The sequence below is a fragment of the Lentilitoribacter sp. Alg239-R112 genome, assembly GCF_900537175.1.
Taxonomy (GTDB): Bacteria; Pseudomonadota; Alphaproteobacteria; order Rhizobiales; family Rhizobiaceae; genus Lentilitoribacter.
The window spans coordinates 554,801-572,864 of the sequence record NZ_LS999833.1 but is presented as its reverse complement, the minus strand read 5'-3'; the positions used below and the strand labels follow the sequence as shown (position 1 = coordinate 572,864).

The window sequence follows — 18,064 nt, the reverse complement described above, 5'->3', positions numbered from 1 at the left end:
ATGAAAGCCATAAATTTGTCAGTTAAGAGGGCAGGAATTTACCCGAATGAAAATCACCTCATTAAAAATCCAATGTGTCGATAAATGTTGGCATAAAGCTTGATCCTGCTTCAAAACTATCTTCAATAATAATGCTTTGCCAATATCCGAGTTTGATCTGAATAGTATTGTTTTCACCAAAGGTAATACAATCAGATTGCCAATCTTCAATCGTTTCATAGTTATCAAGAAACTGAAAACTAGCCAGATCTATCGTGTCGGCATTTTCGCCATAGCATTGATAATCAGTGATGATGTCGTGATGAAATCCATTGTCTGATAGGAAGACAAAAGTATCAGAGCCATCGCCACCTGATAATATGTTTCGTCCATTCCCGGCTTCTATCCAGTCATCTCCGTCTCCTCCAGAGATGGTATCAGCACCGTTTCCTCCGCGAATTATGTCTGAGCCCGCTTCGCCGTTAAGTTGATCGTTACCCGCATCACCGAAGATCGTATCCCCGTCCGAGCCGCCAAAAATACGATCACCACCAGTTCCACCTGATATTATGTCTAATCCAGAGCCACCGATAATGACATCAATGCCGGCTCCTCCGTTGATCTGATCATTGCCTTCATTGCCATGAATATGATCGTTTCCACTGTCGCCCGTCAGAGTGTCAGCGCCTGAGCCGCCCAGCAGATTATCATTTCCTGAACCTCCATTGAGCGTATCATTGCCGGCGCCTCCGTTTAGAACATCATTACCAGCTCCGCCCAGCAGATAGTCTTCGCCAGTATTTCCGAATAACTCATCTTTTCCGCTACCGCCAGAGAGCCAATCCGCACCCTCATTACCATTGAGAATATCGTTGCCAGATCCTCCCTCTAACGTGTCATCGGACAATCCTCCCGAGAGTGCATCTCGTCCGTCTCCGCCAAAAATCGCATCAGAACCGTCACCTCCGTTGATAAGATCATTTCCAGCATCACCATGCAGAATATCATCACCTTCATCGCCAGAAATAGTGTCGTTTCCTAAGCCACCATCTATATTATCGTTGTCGAGACCACCAAAAAGGCTGTCATTACCGGAGCCACCAAATAGTTCATCATTGCCTTCCAAGCCATAAATAAAATCCAGTCCTGCCTCACCGTAAAGGGTATCGTCACCCAAGCCGCCATTAATATTATCATCACGACCACCGCCGTATACGACGTCATCGCCCAGACCACCAAAGATTATGTCGTTCCAACCTTCACCTTCGGTTTGAACAACTTTGATGTTTTTAACGAGGACATTTGCAGTGGCATCAACATCTGCAAAAGGATCATTGCCACGTGTATCCATTGCGCCATCATTGTTTCCGGTGGATTGTGATGCAGCCATTAACTCTGCAGTGGCTTCGCGACCGGCCTCATCAAAAACGATGCGATAAACTCCGCCATTATCTGGCGTATTGGCTGAAAGGTCATGGTCACCATTATTGAGGCCTGTATAGAGATTGCCAAGCCCGTCCATAAAGACGGCCCCATAGGCACCTTTCGCCATGCCTTCGTAAAGAGTTTCATTCACTTGAGAATGGGTGATAGGTATTTCGGCGATAACTGGTTGGTCGCCATTTTCGACTTCAGTCAAATCGATCATTATGATTTTGCCCTGACCGCCGGGAATATTGGGTGCAACGACCCCGTAGAACATTCCATTTTGTGGATTGAACGCAACATCATACATGTTGTTTTTGCTTAAATCGGCCGGGAAATAAAATGTTTCGACGGCGGGATTTCCGTTAGCATCAAGATTATCGACGTCGATTTTTGTGACACGATCCAATGTTGTGTGGAACGTCCAAAGGTTACCTCTTCCGTCAAAATCACCAACGAAATCCGGATAATCACCGTCTCCCAGTTTATATATCTGGCCTTTGGCATCCATCATAACAAGACTGTTATCTGCTATTGTCTGGCCCAGGGTATCTTTGCCTGACGCTTTTGCATATCCATAGATCAGGTCGTCTTCTACATTCAGACCGATTGCATTTACTTTCACACCGGTTTCTGGTCCTGCACCAATATATGTTTGTGTTGCAGTATCAAAAACCTGCAACTGCCCACTGATGACCTGAAATAACTTGGCTTGCCCGGGAGCAAATGCATCAACCGTGATGGCACCATTGCCGAGATCGATTATTTTCTCATATGAAAAAATCGGACCGCTTGTATCATAAATCGAAGACGCTTCATTTTCCGGTTCAGCGGTGCGGATCATCAATCCGGTGCCATTGCCTGCGCCTAAAACATCGTAGTTCTTGGTTTCAAACACGCCCGTTTGAACTTCGATTTTGTCAATTACATTCCCGTTCCACAATACTTCAACAGCCCCTGATGTCAGACCTGCAGCGAAGTTCGCCGCAACATCAATGCTAATAGTGTAAGTCGTGTTCACATTGGTGTTGACGCTCTGGGACATCTCTGATTGTCCTGTCTCAGCATTCTCAACAACGGTCCAGTCAGACCCGCTAAATTGTGCGATTGATTGTCCAACGTGTTCAGCGCTTTCTGACAAAATATTGACCGCGAGTTTATCACCATAGATAAGGTCATCTCCATTTCCTCCATCTATATTGTCTTCACCCGCACCGCCAACGGCTATGTCATTACCATCGTAAAGATTGATCTCGTCATCGGCTTCGCCACCATAAACTGTGTCATTTCCAACTCCAGCATTTATGACATCATCACCTTCTTCACCGTGAATAACGTCATTGCCGCTGTCACCTTGTATGAAATCTTCCCCGGTGCCGCCACTTAGAACATCCGCTCCTGAACCGCCAAACATGCGGTCATTGCCCTCGTTTCCGTAGCCCGTATCATTATCATCACCGCCATGGATTTCGTCATTACCAGAACCACCTGATAGAATATCTGTTCCATGTGCGCCTTTGAGTGTATCGCTACCTTCATTCCCACTCAGAATATCAGCATCTTCTCCGCCATCGAGAATGTCATTGCCCAAGCCGCCGGAAAGCACATCACTATTCTTCCCACCATAGGCTTCATCGGCTCCCGCCTGACCGGAGATAACATCCTCACCATTTTGACCAAAAAGGCGATCATTCCCGCTTTGGCCGTATATTTCATCGTTGCCAGAACCACCCCAAATTTTATCATCTATGCCTCCAGCAGAATTGTCCGCTCCTTCAGGCTGGATAACGTCGCCACCATAGAGCACGTCATTTCCTTGGCCGCCGTAGATAATATCTGAACCGTTGCCACCATCGACAAAATCATCGTCTTGCCCAGAGTATGCTTTGTCGGATCCAGACCCAAGCGTGATTGTGTCCTCTCCGGTTTTTCCAAAAACTTTGTCTGCGCTAGCCCCTGTTGAAACAATGTCATCACCAGCTTTCGCATTTATAATGTCAGCACCCGCGCCACCTTCTAGAGTGTCATTGTTGTTTGTACCATAAATCTTTCGTGCCATTGGAACTCTCCTTGCGCTGCGGCGCTATTATTTCTTTTGATTGAATGTAGGCGCACGCGCGGTGAACGTCTTGAGATGAAAAAGATAGTCGGGAGAGCATTCGTATATGCGGCTATACTTATGTGTAGAAGGCCGTTTTGTAGCCAACCGATCTGCCTAACGCTTGAATGAGACAGATTTCCTTTATTCTATATCCGAAAGGATAGTCTTTCTATCCGATCTGCTAAGCCCATGACCCCAAACGAGTATCCAATCTACCCATTTCCTTGCGCATCTATACACCCAGACGTGAGAAATCCATTTTTCATCATCGTATGTTGATCCCATAAACGCCGGATGTGCAGATCTAATTTGTACAGGTCAATTCCGACAGGCGGTAACAAAGGATGCGAAAAATGGAAAATATTCTTATAATTGGCGGTGACGGATTTTGTGGTTGGCCTACAGCGTTACACCTGTCGCAAAAAGGTTATGCAGTTACGATTGTGGATAATTTCTCACGTCGTCAAATTGATGAGAGCTTGGGCGCCAATAGCCTGACACCAATTAAATCTATGAACGAGCGGTTGGCAGCATGGAAAGAGGCAACGGGCAAAGATATCGCCTTTGAAAATTTCAATGTTGCAGCAGAGTATCAACGTTTAGAAGAATTGCTCGCGGAACTAAAACCAAGCACAATTATCCACTTTGGCGAACAGCGCGCAGCACCGTATTCCATGAAAGGGATAAGTCAAAAACGCTACACAGTTAGCAACAACATTGGCGCAACACATAATGTTCTGGCTGCAGTTACCCAGCTCAAACTTGAGCCACATATTATTCACTTAGGAACAATGGGTGTTTATGGCTACGACGATGATGGAATGGAGATTCCTGAGGGTTATCTGAAAGTCTATGTACCAGGTGACGACAACCAAATTTTTCAGCGTGATATCTTGTATCCAACCAATCCGGGCAGCGTATATCATATGACAAAATCTATGGATCAATTGTTGTTTCAATTCTATGCCAAGAATGATCGCCTACGTATAACTGATTTGCATCAGGGCATTGTCTGGGGCACTCAAACAGAAGAAACCAGGCTGGACGAACGCTTGATCAACCGTTTCGATTATGATGGTGATTATGGCACTGTTCTAAATCGTTTCCTCATGCAAGCAGCTGTTGGTCATCCTTTGACCGTGCACGGCACCGGTGGACAAACGCGAGCGTTTATCCATATTCAGGACACTGTTAAGTGTTTGGCTCTGGCTGTTGCAAATCCACCTGAAAAAGATGGTCAGGTGAAAATCTTAAATCAAATGACAGAAACTCATACGGTTCGTTATTTGGCAGAAATCGTGGCCAAAGTTTCAGGCGCAGAAATTGCCAATGTGGACAATCCACGCAATGAGGCGGCAGAAAACGACCTTCGTGTTTCGAATAAAACCTTCATCACCTTGGGTTTAAATCCGATTACATTGGAAGAGGGATTGTTGGAAGAAACGCAGGATATTGCAATGCGCTTTGCTGACAGATGTCGCATGCACATGATCCCATGTGTTTCAACCTGGACAGAAAATCAACGTCCTGGCGTGGTCCAAGATCCGCAAGCAGCTTAACTAACTCAGCACTGTTGTTCCCGCTTGGAGGCGGGTTCAGCAGTGCTAACTTGTATGAGGTTTTCAAATGAGAACGATTGGCATTGGCCTGATGGCCTTCTTTATTGCGTGGGCAGTTTTTTTATTGTCTTCACATAATATTCCGCAACGTGGTTTGCGCCAGTTCAATGAGTTGGCTTTTGGTCCACAATTGGTTTTTGAGGCAGAAACTTTTAACACATCAGAATTGGGAAAAAATGAGAAAGTCTTTTTTGGATTTACTCGTAATGCCCCCATAATTCTTACCGGTTTACCCTCCTATCAGAGTGCTGCATTTCCGCTGCCAATCGATGCACGCCCTGTTTCTGGTTACCTCCAAATAGACATTACATCGCAGGTACTTGATGATGTGAACGGCGTATTGCGTATTTCCATCAACAATACCAAACGCGGTGAAATGCTATTGTATCCAGGAGAGGTAGGACGCTCCTTGTTGGTTCCTCTATTGTCCGAAGAACTAGCAAAAGAGCGGCTGGTCGTCTCGTTCAGTCTGTTAGGTGAATATGAAACTAACAGCTGTACATCAAAGAATGGCATTCAAGCCATCGCAGAAATTGAGGCGACCAGCGGGCTTTATTTAAATCTTGATCGTAACATTCAAACTCCCCGTGACCAGGTTTTATCCCGCGGACGATTGATCTCTATTCATTGGGATAATAAGTTTTCGAAACGGGAAAAAAACATCTTAACCAACTATGGAACATCTTTTATCCGCGATGGAGAAAAAGTTATCTTCAAAACAAGTGAGGCTGCTGGTGGCCTATCAATTGAAGAGCTAGAAATACTTAGAACAACGCTTCCAAGGATCAAAAGTAACCAGCAACAATGGCCTTACTATGTTGCCAATAGTGGTGTGAATTTTGGTGTACGGCGCTTTTATAAGTCAACAAGCTGGAGAATAAAATATAAGCCAAGCCAGTTTTCTGGGCGCACATTGCCAAGCGCAATAGATTTAAGTCTTATGTTATCAGGATTAAGACAAGAAACCAATTGGATGGTATCAGTTACGCTAAATGGTTCATTGATACACACAGAAGCTTTAGAATCTCAAACCAGCAAATATCGCCGGAAAATTTTGCTGAATGAACGCAGTCAAACAGCCAACAATCTGATTGAAGTGACACTAAATTCATCTGAAAATCACGATGGAATTTGTAAGAATGGGCCGATTTTGATTGCGCAGATGGAACAGGACACTGTGCTACTTGCTGGTTCTGAGAGATTGGATGATCAGTTTCACGATCTTCAAAATGCCTTAAAATCGGTTGGGGAAATTGGTATCGCAGGCAACGAGAACATCACCGATAATCAGGCAAATCTGTTCGCTCATATACTGGCATCTGCGCTTCCCGAAACTATAGATATAGGTGATACAAGCGGCGGGGCGCAGATTTACTTTCTGGAAAGAAGGCAATTTGATGCTGTTAAAAATTTTCAGAATGAAATGTTCGAACAGTGGATACTCTTTCAAACAGACGCCGGAGAACTTTCAGTATCGCGATTGGAAGATTTATCCGATAATCGATCAACAGATGAGATTTCGCCCAATGCAGTGCTGATCCAGCTACCAATAGGCGGGGGTGAAGGATGAGCGATTTAACCCCAGAAGACAATCGCGATCAGATTAGTTTTGTGTCGGTAGACAGCGCTCCAAAGCGTTTTGCAGGTCCCGTATCGCAAATGCGTGCACCTGCAATGCTCGCAACTTTCTGCGTTATTGCGATATTTTTGCTTTGGCTTATAAATACACCTGAGGTTAGCCAGCACTTTCCAAACAGGGACTTGGTTCTTTCGCCTTATGAGGGGCGTCATGCAGTTGCTGTGCGCATTTTTATTTTATCCTTCTTTATCTCGTTTGCCATGTTCAGTTCTGGCAGCAATTTGGGACGCTTTCTGTTCGCGCTGGATATGGTTTTTAGTTATGTTCTGGTTTGCACCTTTTTAGACCTCGCAAATATCACGATAGGTGCGCGATTTGACATGGCGTACTCTCTTCATTTCAGTGCCATTATTTCTGGATTACTAGGTTTTACGATCTATTCTTTTAAGTTGCTGGAACGGGGACGAATGCCTGTGCGTATCCCGCTGGAGCATCGACCTGTCAGCAACAAGAAAGCAATTATCAGACTTGTTGCGACGACGATTATCGCAATTATTGTGTCCAGTTATATTGGTGGTTTGGATCTTTATATTGTTAAGAAACTGCGGGAACTGACATTATTGGGCGGTATCGGCCCTGGCGTGTTTCTGTTTTTGCCAACGCTGTTCGGTCAGCTTTATGCTTTGGCAATTTTGGATGTGGCTCTTGCAAAGAAAGCCAACTTTAGACCTCCAGTTAGCATCATTGTTCCTGCGCATAATGAATCATACATTATCAAGGATACAATAAATGCGATGGATAAAGCCGCTGCCCATTATGGGGGCGAGGTGCATATCTTGATCATGAACAATAATTCGACTGATGATACCGAGCAAATTGCATGCGAAGCTCTTGCTGCATGCACATCTGCGCAAGGGCGCGTTATCAACGTGCCAAAACCAGGAAAATCCAATGCATTAAATGCTGGTTTGGAAGCCACTGAAACCGAGTTTTTAGTACGTGTGGACGCCGATACTTTGGTAGGTGAAGACAACTTGTCCAGGGCAATGCCGTATTTTTCCGATCCCGCGGTGGGTGTTGTGGGCGGTGTTCCTATCCCACCAGGTGGTGCCCTTTTTGATCGCGCTCGGCTTTTGGAAGTGATTGTAAAACATGGATTTTATTCCGTAGCAATGGGTGCGGTCAACGGAGTGGTTGGCATTCCTGGCATGTTCGTTGTTTATCGAACAAAACATCCAATATATCTTGGCGGTTTTGTCGAGGGAATGAATGGTGAGGATACTGATATCTCACTACGAATTGGTGAGCTTGGTTATCATTCTGTTGTTGATCCAAAGCTTAGATATGTATCTGAGGTGCCAGCATCATATCCACATATGCGAGAACAACGTATGCGCTGGTTTCGCTCCATCTATCATATAAGTTCACGTTGCAGAGATTTAATTTATTCACGGAATGCAACACTGCGCGGGAAAATCATTCTACCCTATATGCTTATAAACTCTGGTCGGCGGGCAATGTTGGTGCCATTAATCTTGTTTGGAACGATGGAATACGCGTTTGGATTTAATCCAGATAGCCCCATAATCTGGCAGTCAATTGTTGCCGTGACAACAGGTGCACCGGCCATCGTGGCTGTAGTATCTGCTTTTTTAAATGGCCTGCCGAGAGGTGTTTTTGCCCTGCCTGAATATCTCGTTTTCAGAGTGTTACGCGCCTATTTTACACTGGAATCTATGCTAAGCATTCTTGTGTCGTCAAATGGGGAAGTTCTTGAGTTGGCATACGAGAACAATATCATACCCGACAAACCCTTGCGGGTGGCGTGATCTAAGCTGACAATGAGGTTTTTGTAATCTCCCAAATTTCCGGAAGTCGATTGATGTATTGATCTAGCTCGTCTGGTTTCTTAGTCTTACAAATCGTTTCTATCTGAAAAAGCACATCGCGTAGTTGAACTGCGCCAAAAAGGGAGGCCGATCCCGCCAGATTATGAACGCGTTTCACAAACTCCGTTGTGTTGGTGGTCGTACCATTACTCGACGAAATCCAGTCTATTTCCATATCAGATTCACCAATAAACTTTTGCAGCAGTACCTCATATTTTTCTGTATCCAGCGTGTTTTTAATCTCATTTAAGGTTTTATGATCAATGACTTGAACGTGTTCATCAGTGTTGGGTCGTAATGCGGTTTTCTTGCTGTTATTCGTTGCCATTTGTATAGCATTACGTAAGGACACGCTTGATATGGGTTTAATTAATGTGTCGTTCATACCGACTTCATTAAACTTTATGATCTCTTCCGGCAGTGCATGCGCGGTGAGAGCTATAATCGGTGTTTTGGCAGAAGGTCCACCGCTTTCGCGAATGATTTTGGTGGCTTCAACACCATCCAAACGCGGCATGCTGATATCCATAAGGATCGTATCGAATGTTTGCTGTTTGCAAATGGCAACACCTTCAACTCCGTCTTTAACTTCAATGACCGTATGCCCATCTTTTTCTAACATCTCGCGCACAACAAAACGATTTATACTGTTATCTTCAACCACCAAAATGCGCTGCGGTATGATGGCGGAAGTATCAGTTATATCGCTCGTTTCTTCCGCAATTTCATCCTCTGTAAATTCTGGTAACGACAATCGAACCCAGAATAAACTTCCATCTCCTTTCACACTTTCAACGCCTATGGAGCCGTTCATTGCGGCAATCATGCGCTTTGTAATTCCCAAACCTAAACCTGTTCCTGCCTCGGTACGTCCGTAGGATGAATCCAAAGTGACAAAATCCTCAAATATTCTATCCAGATCGGCCTCATCTATTCCTATGCCAGTGTCTGAGATACGGATTTCGATGATGTCACCTTCTTTTCGTTCGGCTTCTACGGAGATTTTCCCGTCTCGAGTAAACTTGATAGCATTGCCAAGGATGTTGAGTAGAACTTGTTGCAATCGCAAGTCATCACCAACAACAATTTGGTCCTTTAGACTAACAAAATCCGTTGAGATTTCATTCCCTTTGGTTGCTGCGCTCTGACGTTGGCTATCACAAAGTTGGTTCATCAATTTTGTGATATCGAACTTATTCAGCTCTGTCTCAAATTTACCTGAATCCAGACGGGAGATGTTAAGAACGTCATTTACATGATGCAAAAGCATTTTCCCGGAAGTATTGATGATATCCAGATATTGCTCTTGTTTTGCACTCAAAGGGCTATCGTACATCAATTCCAACGTACCTAACATACCATTTAGTGGTGTTCGCATTTCGTGGCTCATAACGGCAAGCAATTGCGCCTTGGCTTTTTCGCCTGCCAAAGCATCGTCTCGCGCCTGCTTTAACTCTTCCTCACCTTGCACGAGATCGGAGATATCACGCAAGAATGCAACAAATACCTCACCATCTTTACTTTCAGCACTCGAGATTGATAGTTCTATCGGAAATACTTCATCGGATTTACGTTTTGCTTCCAGACGAAGACGACCCTTACCAACCACTCTTTTTTCATTGGTATCAAGGTATCTTTGCATTCCGTCTCTGTGCGCCTGTCGAAGGTGGACGGGTATAATCATCTCAGCCAAATCACCACCAACGGCCTCATGTTTGGTATACCCAAAGATATCTTCTGCGGCCCCGTTGAACTCCAGAATTTTGGCATCTCGATTTATGACGATCACGCCGTCCAAAGAGCTTGTTACGACAGCCTTCAGTCGATTGGATACGATTTGGCTGTCATTGGCATGGTTTTTCATGTGCCTGTACTGGCGCAAAAATACCCATAGCATGAGTAAAAGCGCTGCAAACAGGAAGAGAGACAAACCAGCAATTAGTAACAATGTTTGCGACACGCCCTCACGGCGCTGTTCAGATGCATTTGCCACCAACTCTACACCACGCAGCGCAAGAGAGCGTAATTCACTTGCTAAGTCGGACGTTTTTAACGAGAAGTTATCAATGTTTTCGAACAATGTCTGATCATCAGAATCAATCAATTCGGTAGAATTTTGCAAAAAGGACCAAACATCATTTACGATTTTCCCCGTTTTCTGGTCGTCCCGCAATATTTTAAATGGAGATCCTTGCCTAAGTATCGTAACGCGGCTGTAAAATACATCAAACTTATTTCGAAGCTCACTCAGTGATTTATGTTTGCCAGAAATGACTGTTTCTTGTTCGGTTCTCAGATTTAGATAATCCACCTCCAACTGAGATAGCATCCAATGAACATTGTCTGATTTGGCAGTTTTAAGGTTGCTAACGTCATTCCACACCTTGTTAGCCAAAGTAAAAATGGAGAAGATTATCAAACATAATGCGATCAGAATTATTGCGGTTTGAAAGGGGCGATATAGCAAATAAAGTTTTTTCAATTTATGCCCCAGTTGATGATTATTTTACTTCGATACGATTTAGCTGCCAAATGCTTCTAGAATAGGTAACTTCGGTTTGAAATTCGGGATGTGCGTCATATGGATATACCAACCATAGTGGGCCTTTATCACGCAAACTCATTCGTTCTCCATTTTGCTTATATGCTATTACTGGTGCGGAGCTTGAAATCTCCGATATGGGAATTTCAACAGCGTAATCATTCACAGCCGTTGCCAAAACCATGCCATCGGTAATTTTTAAGTCTTCCAGAAGCGTTTTTAACGGGACGCCTTCAAAACTTTGCACGCCTTCAGTCCAAATTGTGGTTGTTTCAAATTTAGTAGATTTCATCGTGCTCAAAGCTTCAAAATCAAACACTTGTATTGTGGTCGCATTTTCGCGAACAGTTAGAATGGTGCCGCTCTGGTCAGCACTTGCATTAAATACGAACGATAAAACCAACACGGAAACAAGAATATGCAATTTTTTCGAGATGTTCATCTAACTTACCTTAAAAATATTTCGTTAAGTTACGTCACACAAATCAAAGACAATTGCATCAAATCATGCGGATAGGAGACTATCCTTTCGTATAGTTTGTATAATCGTATGAGCTTAAATTACATCTTTTAAAAATGTTACATCATGATTAAACTCATTTAATTCAAATTTGGTTGGTTAAATTGGTTTAATGGAAATTTTATTGATATAATGTCATTAAATTCACTCCGGTAACTATGTCCGACATATGAATGAAATGAGGAAAATATGCGCATTCTTATTGCAGATGACCATGATTTGGTTCGTGAAACAATCGGCGCATTCTTGCTCAAAGAAGGCATAGAGCATGTCGACAGCGCGGCGAATTTGGAAGAAGCGCTGGAGTTGGTTCATTTAAATGTGAGCTATGACCTCATTCTGCTCGATTATAATATGCCTGGTATGGATGGTCTAAAAGGTTTGGATCAAATGATTAAAGCCAACGACGATAATCCAGTGGCGATTATATCTGGAACAGCATCAAGGGATGTAGCAGAGGCAACAATCAAACAAGGCGGCGCTGGATTTGTACCAAAAACACTTGGATCAAAGTCCATGGTGATGGCTGTCAAATTTATGGCAGCTGGTGAGGTGTTTTTGCCAGCTAGCTTTATGCAGCAAGATGAAGAGGCTCCCAAGGCTGGACTGACAGTCCGTGAACGCGAAGTATTGCGTGGAATTTGCGCAGGCCTTTCCAACAAGGAAATCGCGCTTGACTGTGACCTGCAGGAAGTAACAATTAAACTACATGTAAAAACGCTTTGCAAAAAACTATCAGCACGCAATCGCACTCAAGCAGCCATGTTTGGGCGCGATCAGAATTTGATTTAGATACTACACATTTTTGCGATCTCTATCGAGCTGAACAACTAAACTGCTAGAAAGACAAATTGAGCAAAAGCATTGCCTTTGCTCATATGATGTCAGGACATCAGTTCATCGTCGACTAACTCTCAATCACTTGCACGCGTTTATCGGTAAATTTCAACGCTAGTTCACCAGAAATTAGCTTTAATGCTTTGTCGCCAAATAATTCGCGTCTCCAGCCGGAGAGGGCGGCGACATCGGCGTCTGCGCCTCTGGCAGCAATCTTGTCTAGATCATCCGCATTGGCGATGACTTTCGCTGCAACACCTTCTTCATCAACAATGGTCTTAAGCAAAACTTTAAGGAGGTCGGAAGCTGCACCTGTGCCTTCTGGCGCAGGTCTATGGCGCGGAATTTCCGGCCACTCTTCCTTTGGAATTTCGTAAGCAATATTCAATTCCGCCATCAACAGGTTGCCAAGCTCGGAACGCTCCCAACCCTTTGGGATGGTGCGAAGGCGGCCAAGTGCGCCAGAGTCACGCGGTTTTTGCTGGGCTATTTCATAGAGCGCATCGTCTTTTAGCACGCGGCCACGTGGCACATTACGGCCCCGCGCCATGTTTTCGCGCCATGCGGCAATCTTTTGCAATATGGCTAAATCTTGCGGTTTGCGCATACGGTTTCGCAGTCTGCGCCACGCATCATCAGGATGCATATCGTAGGTTTTGCGCGCTTCTAAAATGGCCATCTCTTCATTCAGCCATGTTGAACGTCCGCGTGTTTCAAGTTGTGATGCCAATTCAAGGTATACATCGCGCAAATGAGTAACATCAGCCAATGCATAATCAAGTTGTTGATCTGTCAGCGGGCGACGTGACCAATCAGTAAAGCGCGACGTTTTATCAATATGTGCGCCTGTAATTCGTGAAACAAGACTGTCATAAGCAACGCTATCACCAAAACCTAAAACCATTGCCGCTACTTGGCTATCAAAGATCGGTTTGGGTAGCATGTCGCCCAGATGGAACACGATTTCAAGATCTTGTCGCGCTGCGTGAAAGACTTTGAGAACGCTTTGATCTGCCATCAGCTTAAAGAATGGGGCCAGATCGATGCCCTTTGCAAGCGGGTCGACAATGAGCGCTCGATCCGGTGAAGCGAGCTGTATAAGACACAAAACTGGCCAGAACGTCTTCTCGCGGAGGAATTCGGTATCGATGGTGATAAAGTCTGCTGTCGCAAGGTCTAAGCAAGCAGATTCTAGGTCTTGAGTTGTTGTAATAATTTCCATTCGGCCCAAATAACCCAAAACAAGGCATTTGTCTTCAAAAAAGCTTGGTTCGATGTACTTCGCAACAAAAGTGATGGTTTCTACGCCGTATATGCGTGGCAAAATTACCGTTTTTGCTTGACAAATCACCTGCCACGTGGCTTGTCCGGCGCAAATTACAATTTAATTGGTAGCCACCAATAGACGAAACATATCGTCTCCCAAATCAATGAACTATGAGGTTTTATTATGCACGCATATCGCTCTCACACTTGCGCAGACTTACGTGGGACAGATGTGGGCAATAATGTCCGCTTGTCTGGCTGGGTTCATCGCGTTCGAGATCATGGCGGCTTGCTGTTTATTGATCTGCGCGATCATTATGGTCTATCACAAATCGTTGTTGATCCGGACAGTCCAGCTTTTAAAACCGCAGAAACAGTTCGTGGCGAGTGGGTGATCACAATTGAAGGTGAAGTGAAAGCAAGAACTGAAGAGACTGTGAACAAAAACCTTGATACGGGTGAGGTCGAAATTTTTGCGACAAACATCGTTGTGCAAAGTGCCGCTGCCGAACTTCCACTACCTGTGTTTGGTGAGCCTGAATATCCTGAAGATGTGCGTCTAAAATACCGTTTCCTGGATTTGCGCCGCGAAACATTGCACAGCAACATAATGCTTCGCTCGAAGATTATCTCGTCCATGCGTCGCCGTATGAATGAGATTGATTTCAACGAATTTGCAACGCCAATTCTGACAGCATCTTCACCAGAAGGTGCGCGTGACTTCCTCGTGCCAAGCCGCATTCATCCGGGCAATTTCTTTGCCCTACCACAAGCGCCACAGCAATATAAACAGCTGATTATGGCGTCTGGCTTTGATAAATACTTCCAGATTGCACCATGTTTCCGTGATGAAGATCCGCGAGCTGATCGCTTGCCGGGTGAATTCTATCAGCTTGATATGGAAATGAGTTTTGTTGAACAAGAAGATATCTTGAACACAATGGAACCAGTGATGAGGGCCGTGTTTGAAGAGTTTGCGGAAGGTCGTCCAGTTACACAAAAATTCCCACGCATTCCGTATGATGAGGCGATTCGTAAATATGGGTCTGATAAACCTGATTTGCGTAATCCGATCGAGATGGAAGCTGTGACCGATCATTTTGCAGGTTCTGGCTTTAAAATCTTTGCTGGTATGATTGAAAAAGATCCGAAAGTTGAAGTTTGGGGTATTCCGGCTAAAACAGGTGGCTCCCGCGCATTTTGTGATCGTATGAATTCATGGGCACAGCAGCAGGGCCAGCCAGGTCTTGGTTATATCTTCTGGCGTGAGGAAGATGGTGCAACGGTTGGGGCAGGGCCTCTGGCTAAAAATATCGGCCCAGAGCGCACAGAAGCTATCCGCACACAGCTTGGTCTGGAAGCTGGTGATAGTTGCTTCTTTGTGGCGGGTCTTCCATCCAAATTCGCAGCATTTGCGGGCGCTGCACGTGATCGTGCTGGTAGCGAGCTGAAACTGATCGACGAAAACAAGTTCGAATTCTGCTGGATTGTTGATTTCCCATTCTACGAGTGGGACGAAGACAACAAGAAGATCGATTTCGGCCATAATCCATTCTCAATGCCGCAAGGTGGCATGGAAGCTTTTGATGAAGCAGAAGATCCGTTGACGTTGAAAGCCTATCAGTATGACATGGTGTGTAATGGTTTCGAATTAGCCTCAGGTGGTATTCGTAACCATATTCCAGAAATGATGCTTAAAGTGTTTGGCAAAGTGGGCTTGGGTCCAGAAGTCGTTGAAGAGCGCTTTGGTGGCTTATATCGTGCATTCCAATATGGCGTGCCGCCACATGGTGGTATGGCAGCGGGTGTTGACCGCGTTGTAATGCTTCTTGCTGACGCTAAGAACTTGCGTGAAGTCACTATGTTCCCAATGAACCAGCAGGCGGCAGATCTGTTGATGGCAGCTCCGGCACCGGCAGATAATACGCAGTTGGGCGAGCTTGGTCTTCGCGTATTGCCGCAACATAAAGACTAGATTTGGTTTTGTGCATGGCTGTTATTAGGTCATGCATCTTTGATTTTTAAAACATGGTATAGCAACTGGGTTGGTGTTAGGGTGATTGCCTGAGCATTGTAACCCAGGTGAGCCATGATTGATCATTCCGGTATAAGTGTTGGCGACTTTGAGCATTCAAAATCGTTCTACGAAAAAGCTCTTGCGCCTTTAAACGCTAGACTTCTCGCAACTGTTCCGATGAAATACACCAATGGCGAAAAAGTCATTGGCTTTGGCAAAGACAATCCAACATTTTGGTTAAATGATGGGGGCGCACAAAAACCCCCGTTACACTTTGCATTCAAGGCTGAAACGCGAGGTGAAGTTGATGCGTTTTATGAGGCGGCCATTGCCGCAGGAGGCGTTTGCAATGGCAAGCCCGGTTTGCGCCCTCATTATCATGAACACTATTATGGCGCGTTTGTTCTCGACCCTGACGGAAACAATATAGAAGCGGTTTGCCACACGCCCCAATAGGTGCAAGTAGGCGGCAGACTTGCGTGAGCCGAATTGAGCCCGGCCCAACAGAGTTGGGAAGTATTCCAATCACAACCCCACAGGCAACGGCCCAGCCACTTTATTCTGACGTAGAATGAACGTCGTCGTTGTGGTGCGCACGACGCCAATGCGCAGGATGCGTTGCATGATAAATTGCTCGAGGTTTTCGGGGTCAGTGGCCGCAACTTTGAGAACAAAATCAAATTCACCTGTGATTGATGCGCATTCGATAACGCGTTCGCTGGTGGCGATAAAGCTGTAAAATTTTTCGATAGATGCTTCGCTATGATCGATCAGGGAGACATGAACATAGGCCAAAGCACCAAGGCCCAGTTTCTTGCCGTCTACGATAGCTGCATATCGCGTGATGTATCCTTCGTCCTCAAGTTTTTTTACCCGCCGCCAGCAGGGGGAGGCTGACAGGCCTACAGCTTCTGAAAGATCTTGAGTGCTAGCCCGTCCATCTTGCTGGAGGTGCCGTAGAATTTTTTCTTCATATACATCAAGCATAATTTACCTATAAATCATTAATATCAGGCAATATATTTCTATATATATGAAATATCAATTCAAATAGAAGGTATTTTGCCGATAATTTATGCGAAATTACCTCTAACGTTAACTGAGGTCAAATATGCCAAAATCTACAAAATATATAGCCAAAGAAGCAGATCGAGACGGCAGGATCAATTATTCTGTCCAGGATGATGCTGTTTGGCATGATCTTGTTTTACAGCAGCAACCCAATGTAAATCGATTTGCGGCGGACGAATATTTGGCCGGGCAGCGAAAACTTGATCTGCCCAAAGACCGCGTGCCGCAATGTGTTGAAGTTTCAAAACAGCTGCGCGAACTCACAGGCTGGCGGGTGCGGCCCGTTCCAGCATTGATTGGGTTTGCGCAATTCTTTGCAATGTTGGCAGATAATACATTCCCAGCCGCATCCTTCATCCGCTCGAGAGAAGATTTTGATTATATTGAAGAGCCAGATATTTTTCATGAAATATACGGGCACACGCCTTTATTGACAGATAAGCGTTTTGCGAAATTCTCTGAAATGATTGGCAAGACGGGTCTTGAATGCGAAAAAGCAGATTATTCATGGCTGATCCGTCTTTACTGGTTTACTATTGAATTTGGCTTGATACGCCAAGGCAATGAGATCAAAGCGCTTGGCTCAGGCCTTGCATCATCTCCAACGGAACTGATTTATTCAATCGAAGATGAGACGGCCATTCGCAAGCCGTTTGATGTGATTGATATCTTGCGAACACCTTATAGAATTGACATTCATCAACCAATCTATTTTGTATTAGATGACGCTGATCAACTTTTTGAAGCATCTGATCGCAATTTATTAGAGGACATTCATACCGCGCAACGGCTTGGTCTACATGCTCCAGCCTATCCGCCAAAACAGCCATTAGAACAGAAAGCAAGCTAACTTAGATGACTGATTTATCATTGAAAAAATGCGCAGTATGCGATGGCTCAACACCACCATTGAGCAAAGAAGAGATAGACAAGCTAAAGGTAGAACTTGATTCAAATTGGGTCATCGATGAACAAGCTAAAACTCTGGTGCGTAAATTTACGTTTAAAGGGTTCGCCAAGGCAACTTACATGGCCAATCTAGCAGCCTTCATTAGCGATAAGGAAGGCCATCACGCAGATATTGCGTTTGGTTGGGGCTACTGTCAGGTCACATTCACATCGCATGAAGCTGGTGGTTTGACAGGAAATGATTTCATCTGTGCTGCAAAACTAGACGCTGCGATTGCTCTATAATTTCATAACTTTGTTGCAGTTAGAT

General features: G+C 44.7%; 13 protein-coding genes. 8 read left to right on the top strand and 5 right to left on the bottom strand.

The genetic code is table 11. From position 1 onward, the window contains the following. Positions 1-61 precede the first annotated feature (61 nt). Positions 62-3,463: a calcium-binding protein gene (locus G3W54_RS03280; RefSeq protein ID WP_162651710.1), complete on the bottom strand. Its 3,402-nt coding sequence runs from the start codon at positions 3,461-3,463 to the stop codon at positions 62-64. A 395-nt stretch (positions 3,464-3,858) separates the two neighbouring features. On the opposite strand from G3W54_RS03280, the gene G3W54_RS03275 reads away from it, so the two are divergent. From G3W54_RS03275 to G3W54_RS03265, 3 genes are all read left to right on the top strand, one after another. Beyond that, positions 3,859-5,064 carry an NAD-dependent epimerase/dehydratase family protein gene (locus G3W54_RS03275; RefSeq protein ID WP_174244204.1) on the top strand — a complete coding sequence of 402 codons (1,206 nt, stop codon included), beginning with the start codon at positions 3,859-3,861 and terminating at the stop codon, positions 5,062-5,064. A 67-nt stretch (positions 5,065-5,131) separates the two neighbouring features. Then, positions 5,132-6,694, top strand: a complete 1,563-nt coding sequence (locus G3W54_RS03270) for a cellulose biosynthesis cyclic di-GMP-binding regulatory protein BcsB (protein ID WP_162651708.1) — start codon at positions 5,132-5,134, stop codon at positions 6,692-6,694. Next, a complete protein-coding gene (locus G3W54_RS03265; RefSeq protein ID WP_162651707.1) occupies positions 6,691-8,532 on the top strand; it encodes a glycosyltransferase in 1,842 nt (613 codons plus the stop codon). The genes G3W54_RS03270 and G3W54_RS03265 overlap by 4 nt, the downstream gene beginning before the upstream one ends. 1 nt (position 8,533) lies before the next feature. Here G3W54_RS03265 and G3W54_RS03260 read toward each other — a convergent pair whose 3' ends face one another. Together G3W54_RS03260 and G3W54_RS03255 are read right to left on the bottom strand one after the other, a co-directional pair. After that, positions 8,534-11,074, bottom strand: a complete 2,541-nt coding sequence (locus G3W54_RS03260; RefSeq protein WP_162651706.1) for a PAS domain-containing hybrid sensor histidine kinase/response regulator — start codon at positions 11,072-11,074, stop codon at positions 8,534-8,536. Between the two features lie 19 nt (positions 11,075-11,093). Continuing rightward, positions 11,094-11,576, bottom strand: coding sequence for a molybdopterin-dependent oxidoreductase (locus G3W54_RS03255; RefSeq protein ID WP_162651705.1), 483 nt, complete (start codon positions 11,574-11,576; stop codon positions 11,094-11,096). Between the two features lie 267 nt (positions 11,577-11,843). On the opposite strand from G3W54_RS03255, the gene G3W54_RS03250 reads away from it, so the two are divergent. Beyond that, positions 11,844-12,446, top strand: a complete 603-nt coding sequence (locus G3W54_RS03250; protein WP_162651704.1) for a response regulator transcription factor — start codon at positions 11,844-11,846, stop codon at positions 12,444-12,446. A gap of 115 nt (positions 12,447-12,561) precedes the next feature. Here G3W54_RS03250 and rnd read toward each other — a convergent pair whose 3' ends face one another. Then, entirely contained in the window at positions 12,562-13,707 is a 1,146-nt protein-coding gene (rnd, locus tag G3W54_RS03245; RefSeq protein WP_162653534.1) for a ribonuclease D, read from the bottom strand. Between the two features lie 234 nt (positions 13,708-13,941). Between rnd and aspS the strand changes: the two genes are divergently transcribed. Both aspS and G3W54_RS03235 read left to right on the top strand, forming a co-directional pair. Next, a complete protein-coding gene (gene aspS / locus G3W54_RS03240) occupies positions 13,942-15,732 on the top strand; it encodes an aspartate--tRNA ligase (RefSeq protein ID WP_162651703.1) in 1,791 nt (596 codons plus the stop codon). Between the two features lie 114 nt (positions 15,733-15,846). Further along, on the top strand, positions 15,847-16,230 hold the full coding sequence (locus G3W54_RS03235) for a VOC family protein (RefSeq protein WP_162651702.1): 384 nt from the start codon (positions 15,847-15,849) through the stop codon (positions 16,228-16,230). A 69-nt stretch (positions 16,231-16,299) separates the two neighbouring features. On the opposite strand, the gene G3W54_RS03230 is transcribed toward G3W54_RS03235, so the two are convergent. Continuing rightward, a complete protein-coding gene (locus G3W54_RS03230; protein WP_162651701.1) occupies positions 16,300-16,761 on the bottom strand; it encodes an Lrp/AsnC family transcriptional regulator in 462 nt (153 codons plus the stop codon). 124 nt (positions 16,762-16,885) lie between these two features. Here G3W54_RS03230 and phhA point away from each other — a divergent pair, with 124 nt between their 5' ends. Together phhA and G3W54_RS03220 are read left to right on the top strand one after the other, a co-directional pair. Further along, positions 16,886-17,695, top strand: a complete 810-nt coding sequence (gene phhA / locus G3W54_RS03225) for a phenylalanine 4-monooxygenase (protein ID WP_162651700.1) — start codon at positions 16,886-16,888, stop codon at positions 17,693-17,695. Positions 17,696-17,700: 5 nt separating this feature from the next. Further along, a complete protein-coding gene (locus G3W54_RS03220; protein WP_162651699.1) occupies positions 17,701-18,039 on the top strand; it encodes a 4a-hydroxytetrahydrobiopterin dehydratase in 339 nt (112 codons plus the stop codon). Positions 18,040-18,064: the final 25 nt, after the last annotated feature.

Excerpts from the sequence above, each read along its gene's own strand:
- G3W54_RS03265 (WP_162651707.1), top strand. The coding sequence starts at position 6,691 with ATGAGCGATTTAACCCCAGAAGACAATCGCGATCAGATTAGTTTTGTG.
- G3W54_RS03235 (WP_162651702.1), top strand. The coding sequence starts at position 15,847 with ATGATTGATCATTCCGGTATAAGTGTTGGCGACTTTGAGCATTCAAAA.
- G3W54_RS03280 (WP_162651710.1), bottom strand. The coding sequence starts at position 3,463 with ATGGCACGAAAGATTTATGGTACAAACAACAATGACACTCTAGAAGGT.
- G3W54_RS03250 (WP_162651704.1), top strand. The coding sequence starts at position 11,844 with ATGCGCATTCTTATTGCAGATGACCATGATTTGGTTCGTGAAACAATC.
- G3W54_RS03275 (WP_174244204.1), top strand. The coding sequence starts at position 3,859 with ATGGAAAATATTCTTATAATTGGCGGTGACGGATTTTGTGGTTGGCCT.
- aspS (WP_162651703.1), top strand. The coding sequence starts at position 13,942 with ATGCACGCATATCGCTCTCACACTTGCGCAGACTTACGTGGGACAGAT.
- G3W54_RS03220 (WP_162651699.1), top strand. The coding sequence starts at position 17,701 with ATGACTGATTTATCATTGAAAAAATGCGCAGTATGCGATGGCTCAACA.
- phhA (WP_162651700.1), top strand. The coding sequence starts at position 16,886 with ATGCCAAAATCTACAAAATATATAGCCAAAGAAGCAGATCGAGACGGC.
- G3W54_RS03270 (WP_162651708.1), top strand. The coding sequence starts at position 5,132 with ATGAGAACGATTGGCATTGGCCTGATGGCCTTCTTTATTGCGTGGGCA.
- G3W54_RS03230 (WP_162651701.1), bottom strand. The coding sequence starts at position 16,761 with ATGCTTGATGTATATGAAGAAAAAATTCTACGGCACCTCCAGCAAGAT.
- G3W54_RS03255 (WP_162651705.1), bottom strand. The coding sequence starts at position 11,576 with ATGAACATCTCGAAAAAATTGCATATTCTTGTTTCCGTGTTGGTTTTA.